Source organism: Paenibacillus sp. CF384, assembly GCF_900106745.1.
GTDB lineage: Bacteria > Bacillota > Bacilli > Paenibacillales > Paenibacillaceae > Paenibacillus_Z.
In genome coordinates, this window is record NZ_FNNV01000042.1 from 1 (window position 1) to 5,984 (window position 5,984).

Consider the following 5,984-nt stretch of genomic DNA (forward strand, 5'->3'; position numbering starts at 1 on the left):
GTTCCATAAAGCCATGTAACAGCGCGAAAAAACAAGCAATCTTGTGAGAACTTGTTTTTTGGCTGGAAGGACTCCGGATTAAAGGGGCTGAGCCGGTTATGCAACATTTTCCCCTCAGAATGAGCTAAAACAGCCAAATGTTGCGCAATATGCAACATTTGGCTATGGAAAGGTAGTCAGGAGGCTAGTTTGGACTAAAATGTTGTATTCCGTGCAACATTTTCTCCACTAGCCTCTCTTTTCGTTTAAAATGCTGCATGTTATGCAAAATTTCCTCTAGATACGCGACTGTCAGGAGGACGGTGGAGGAGTTACTTGTAGATGAATGAGTAAATGAGCGACTGTGAGGAGGACCGTAGGGGAGTTACTCGGAGATGAGTGGGTAAATGAGCGACTGTGAGGTGGATGGTGGGGAGTTACTCGGAGATGAGTGGGTAAATGTGCGACTGTGAGGTGGACAATAGGGAGTTACTCTGAGATGAGTGGGAAAATGAGCGACTGTGAGGAGGACGGTGGAGGAGTTACACGGAGATAGGTGGGGGAGCGAGCAATTTACATAATAAAACGCCGCACGGCGAAGTGAACTTCGCTGTGCGGCGTTTTGATGTATCCGCTGCTGTTATTGACGCAGCTGCGGCATTTGTTGGAAGGTCATGTTGATCGGCAAGTAGCTGCCGGATGCGAGCGTGAAGACGATGTCGAGCGTTTCCGCGGCTGCACCTGTGCGGTAGAGCACGGCAGTTTCATTTTGGGTCAGAAGCGCACTGTCGGTTGTAACCGGCACGAGTTTCCCGTTAACGATGAAGGCTCCTGCATAGTGGCCGCCTCTGGCATTGATGCCGACAATCGTGTTAGGCGCGACTAGCACCTTCATTTTGTACAAGACACCGAAGTTGCCGGAATCGTACTCCAGCAGGCCGGTCATCTCGTCAATTCCATCCACGAGCTTATCGATCTTGCTGTCCCCAAGCAAGATACTCTGCGGTTTCGCGCCGACTGCTTCGGAGGTGGTGAGATCGATTACGCGGTCGGCGTAATCGAATGTGCCGCGAACATGCTTATTATCGCGAGGCATGACCGTTAAGGAATCGAGAATCGGCAGCGGATCTTGTTTATCCTGTACGACGACGATCCGGTAGCGAATCGTTGTCGTCGAAACGACATCGGCATAAGCGGAGAATACATCCCCCGGCTTTACCGGTACATTCGACATTTCAGGGAGCAATACCTTGGATTCGCCGGGAGCTAGGGTCACGTAGTTAGCCGGTACATTTTTGCTGAGTGCATCCATATAGCGGATCGTGGCCATTTTGCCAGCCATAATGGTGGATTTGTCCGGACCGCCTTTGCCCCATGCGCCGATACCGACGGAAGCTTGGCCGGTACTGCTTGTGTTTGTAGCTACTAAGTACATTTTCAGCGGGTAGCCTGCTCCATTCTCGTTATAGAAAAGGAAGCGGGTTGCGCCGGAAAGCTCTGTGTCATATACAAGGCCTGTCGTCATCCAACGTTCAGGGCTGTTGCTGTGTACAAGTCTTGCCGGTTCATTCGTGTACGTATAGGAGAGGGTCGGGTAGTTCCGCACAGCCGTGCCATCCATCGTATATTTGCGTCCAACCGGCGTGAAAAGCAGGTTAAACTCATCTTCGGTGTACAAAATTTCCGGAATGACGGTAATCATCTTCGTAACGGTGCCGATCAGCTGCCCGCCATCTTTGACTTCGAGCGTGACCGGGAACTGACCTTCAGTGAAGAAAGCAGGCGAGTTACCCGTGTATTTAGCAGAAATGATGTCATTGCGGTCGTCGGTGCTCAGATCGGTATAGGTGACAGGCTCGCCGATGCGATAAGTCGTTTTATCCGTTGTAAAATCAGCTACCGGCGCTTGATTCGGCATTTGCACGTTAACGGTAACGCTGAATGGCTCGCTCCATACGCCGTTCTCGCCTTGCACCCAGTGCGTTACAACATGCATACCGGCTTCCTGGAAGATGGACTCTCGTCCTTCCCAGCGCTCATGGGTGTTGGTTTCGTCCACTACGGTAGGAACGCCATTCACCAAATAATCAACTAGCGTTTGTTGTGCGAAAATTTCAGTAGGCTGCACGGTGAATTCCGCAGACGGCGGTGCCGCCCAGGTAATGACGGTGTCGATACCGCGTGCTGTAATGCGGCTTCCGGTCAAATTGGACCACATGCGAAGCGGTACCATGAGCGAGCCCTTCAGGAGGAAGGTCGGGCCAGGTCCTTTCACGGATTCGCCGTTGCGTTTAATGATATCGCTGCCCGGCTTGAATCGAAGCTCGATGTCTCCGGCTTTCGCGATGGACTCTTTGGTCTTCGCGTCATAAGACAGCTTGTAGCCGAAAGGACCTGCAATCCCGTTCAGCGCGGCATAAGAAGAGCCGTTCTTGATCGTTAACGGCTGCGCGGCTTTCAGCGGCTTCTTGTTGAACAGCATCGCGGTGCTGTTCTTCTTCAGCAGAAGCTCGTTGTCCGGTGTGAGCATGCCGCTAATCGGGGCGACGTCCACAATCGGATTCGCGATCGTGGAGTCCCCCGTCGTAGTTGGAGTCGTTACTGGTGCATCGGTCGTAGATGCGGGTGCATCGACCGTTCCTTCCGCGGATAGCGGCGACGTTTGAAATAAAGTGAGTAGTGCCAGTGTACAGACAAAATAATGCTTAAGTGGTTTCATACGCGACTCCTTCTCTATTGTATAGCGATAAATTAGATGACCACTGTTTAAACGACTTTATTTACCAGAAAGTTGCGATGCTTGGAAAAGAAATATTGTAACCGGAAATGGAATAGCGGTTGCCGGTTCGGCTTGCTGCTGATTTGTGTTAAAATAGGTGAAAAAATCCGGTGGGCTAAGACTCATTCCTATCACCGGGTAATTGTAATAGAACCTGTACTTTCTCATCGAAAGGATGATTGCAATGCATACGAAACCACTTAAAGAGATGGCTGTAACGTTCTTAAGTCTGGTAGCCTCGGGCAAGGTGCGCGAAGCCTACGAGCAATATGTAGGAGAGAGCTTCCGTCATCACAATGCCTACTTCCGCGGCGATGCAGATTCGCTCATGCTGGCAATGGAAGAGAACGCGAAGTTGAACCCTCACAAGACACTTGAAGTCAAACGCACCCTCGAAGAAGGGGATTGCGTTATGGTCCACTCCCATGTGAAACAGAAGCCAGATGACCTCGGAGCCGCTGTGGTCCACATCTTTCGCTTCAAAGACGGCCGCATCGTCGAATTGTGGGATTTAGGTCAGGCCATACCGGAGCATTCACTTAATGAGAACGGTATGTTCTAGCTGCGACAGCTGGCCGAGCACGCGCAGAAAAACCGCCGATTCGGCGGTTTTTTCTTCTGCAGATGAAGGAAGTGCTCTAATAGCGGTTGCCCAATAACACTAGGATTTGATTCGGGCGAGTTCTTCTGAGCACATAATACCCTTGGTCAGCTCTGGTGGCTATTCCTGTATTGCTCGGTGCACATAGCCCGCCTGGCTGACAGGTACCATCATCGCGTACCAGTAATTTGCCAACCATGCCTACAGCTACCCACTCCGGCCGGTTTAACCGTGGAACGTAGTCTTGCAGCGGATTCCAATCGGGATTCAGGATAGGCTGCCGTTCCGTGCGTTCAGGCAAGAGCAGTTGTCCCGACGCATCGAGCCGCTCTGGAATCTGTACATCCTGATAGAGGATTCGTCCCCATTCATCGGTCAGATATTTGTGATGCCAGCCCAGATCGGCGCTATCGGATAGAAAAGCAGGCTTGCCGCTGGTAATGCCAACCATGTAGCGATCAGCAGAAGTTGCGATCCGAACCTTGTCATCGACGAGAGCAAGGAAATAGCCCGGTTCGATCGGTTGTCCATCATAGGTTTCGAACATCTCCGCGTAGTCTGCAGCCGGGCTGCTGACCGTTCCGTCGATTTTTACATCGCCGGTGCTTAATATTTTCGCTGCCAGGCCGGGCGCTTCCGGACTGGTTCCATTGGCCAAATACCACGAGTAACTCAGCTCATTGGCAGAGCCGAATTTCCCCATGATGTGTACCCCTTCCAGTGAGTTTGTGGACGTGTTTTGCCCTTCCGCGTGCGAAAAGCTACCGTCAGCGACCGTATTGACGCCTTGAGCATGGGCGGTAAATCCGCTTGCGGTCGTAATCGCTCCTTCTGCGTGCGAGGATTGACCGCTTGCAATGCTTTGGTTTCCTTCGGCATGCGAGACATCGCCGCTAGCGATTGTGCTTTGTCCTTCTGCATGCGCGAATAGGCCGCTGGCTAGGTTCAGATTGCCTTCCACATGCGATGCTCGTCCGCTTGCGGTGTTGCTCTCTCCTTCGGCATGCGCGCATTGCGCGGTAGCGTAAGTCTCCATTCCTTCGGCATGAGAATTCAAGCCGGAAGCTTGGGTCAACTCCCCTTCGGCATGTGCATTCATCCCACCCGCTATCGTATTCATACCCTCCGCATGCGAGCGGTCGCCGATGGCTTGTGTTACTTCACCTTCTGCATGCGAATAGATGCCGGACGTAGTCGAGCCGCCGCCTTCCGCATGTGAAGCAGGTCCAATCGCAATCGTAAAGTAGCCCTCGGCGTGCGCGGCAAAACCGCTTGCAACGGACAGAAACCCTTCCGCATGCGAAGCCTCATTGGCGGCAGCCGTTTCTCTGCCTTCGGCATGCGAATAGATTCCCTCCGCGAGCGTACTTCCGCCTTCTGAATGGGAAGCGGGTCCTTGAGCCGTATTGGCATATCCTTCCGCATGAGAGGCAAAAGCGCTCGCCGTGGATTGAAACCCTTCCGCGTGGGAGGCGTCCCCGCTTGCTAACGTATCTGAACCTTCAGCCTCGGAGCATGTCCCGGTGGCTTGTGCGTTACATGGTGCCATGTTGCAACATCTCCTTTGGTAAGCCATAATGATGGTGAATCTATTTCCATATTATTACATGAATGAGATTATGCTTGGATGCTAGAGTTCTTTTTCTGAACGTATATAGAATGGAGTCACGGCAAGGAGGCGAGCAGTGTGTCACACGATAGCTTGGAAAGTGTAGACGACAATACAATGATGGAGATCCCTGGGGGAGAAGTCGAACTAAGGGACGACCGTGTGAAAAGCAAATGGACGGTTCAGATCGCACCTTTTCTATTAGCGCGATATCCGGTAACAGCGGGGTTGTACGGAGAGATCGTGGGTCACGCAGCTGCTCCTTCGGATGGTGATGCAATGAAGCCGATAGTGAACGTCTCTTGGTTGGATGCAGTGAAGTTCTGCAATTTGCTGTCGGCGAGAGATGGATTGGAAGCTTGTTATGTGATTCGTTCCTCCGACGATGTGGCGTGTAATTGGCATGCGGACGGCTATCGACTTCCCTCGGAAGCGGAGTGGCAGTACGCCTGTAAAGCAGGGACTACCGGTTATCGATACGGCGAGCTTGATCAGATTGCTTGGTATGAGGAGAACGCAGGGGGAATCGTCCATGAGGTAGGTGGAAAGGAACCGAATGCATGGGGGTTGTATGATATGCTCGGAAATGTGTGGGAATGGTGCTGGGATCTCTATGATAAGGAAGTGTACGGCTCTTATCGGATTTTTCGAGGTGGAAGCTGGGCCGAAGAGGCCAGAGGCTGCGGAGCAACTTGCCGCCGTCGCAGCCACCCGACCTTTGGCATCGATGATCTTGGATTTCGTGTGGCTCGGACAGTGACGGGAGTGTAAGGCGACATATTGCCATTGGGGAGTGCGAGATGTTGCCTTTTGTGCAACATTTACCCTGAAAAGAGGCAGCGCAGAGGAAATGTTGCTCTTTTTACAACAAATTCATCTCGTATCGCCATATAGGAGGCAATTCCCGCTCAAATGATGCTTTTTGCTCCAAGGCCCCTTAATTAAACTGGAGTCCTCTCAGCCAATAATTTAAACTATTAGCTAAGGGGATGATCCGTTATGGGGAAGCATTTAGG

Annotated in this window: 4 protein-coding genes; 2 read left to right on the top strand and 2 right to left on the bottom strand. The window is 52.0% G+C overall.

The genetic code is table 11. The annotated features are described in order from the left end of the window. Positions 1-619: 619 nt before the first annotated feature. Complete coding sequence (locus tag BLW29_RS31010) at positions 620-2,698, bottom strand: copper amine oxidase N-terminal domain-containing protein (protein ID WP_090986972.1); 2,079 nt, start codon at positions 2,696-2,698, stop codon at positions 620-622. A 244-nt stretch (positions 2,699-2,942) separates the two neighbouring features. Here BLW29_RS31010 and BLW29_RS31015 point away from each other — a divergent pair, with 244 nt between their 5' ends. Further along, positions 2,943-3,320: a nuclear transport factor 2 family protein gene (locus BLW29_RS31015; protein ID WP_090986974.1), complete on the top strand. Its 378-nt coding sequence runs from the start codon at positions 2,943-2,945 to the stop codon at positions 3,318-3,320. 76 nt (positions 3,321-3,396) lie between these two features. Here the strand turns inward: BLW29_RS31015 and BLW29_RS31020 are convergent, their stop codons facing one another. Beyond that, a complete protein-coding gene (locus BLW29_RS31020) occupies positions 3,397-4,908 on the bottom strand; it encodes a peptidase G2 autoproteolytic cleavage domain-containing protein (RefSeq protein ID WP_090986976.1) in 1,512 nt (503 codons plus the stop codon). A gap of 177 nt (positions 4,909-5,085) precedes the next feature. On the opposite strand from BLW29_RS31020, the gene BLW29_RS31025 reads away from it, so the two are divergent. Next, on the top strand, positions 5,086-5,739 hold the full coding sequence (locus BLW29_RS31025; RefSeq protein WP_090986978.1) for a formylglycine-generating enzyme family protein: 654 nt from the start codon (positions 5,086-5,088) through the stop codon (positions 5,737-5,739). Positions 5,740-5,984 lie beyond the last annotated feature (245 nt).

Excerpts from the sequence above, each read along its gene's own strand:
- BLW29_RS31010 (WP_090986972.1), bottom strand. The coding sequence starts at position 2,698 with ATGAAACCACTTAAGCATTATTTTGTCTGTACACTGGCACTACTCACT.
- BLW29_RS31025 (WP_090986978.1), top strand. The coding sequence starts at position 5,086 with ATGATGGAGATCCCTGGGGGAGAAGTCGAACTAAGGGACGACCGTGTG.
- BLW29_RS31020 (WP_090986976.1), bottom strand. The coding sequence starts at position 4,908 with ATGGCACCATGTAACGCACAAGCCACCGGGACATGCTCCGAGGCTGAA.
- BLW29_RS31015 (WP_090986974.1), top strand. The coding sequence starts at position 2,943 with ATGCATACGAAACCACTTAAAGAGATGGCTGTAACGTTCTTAAGTCTG.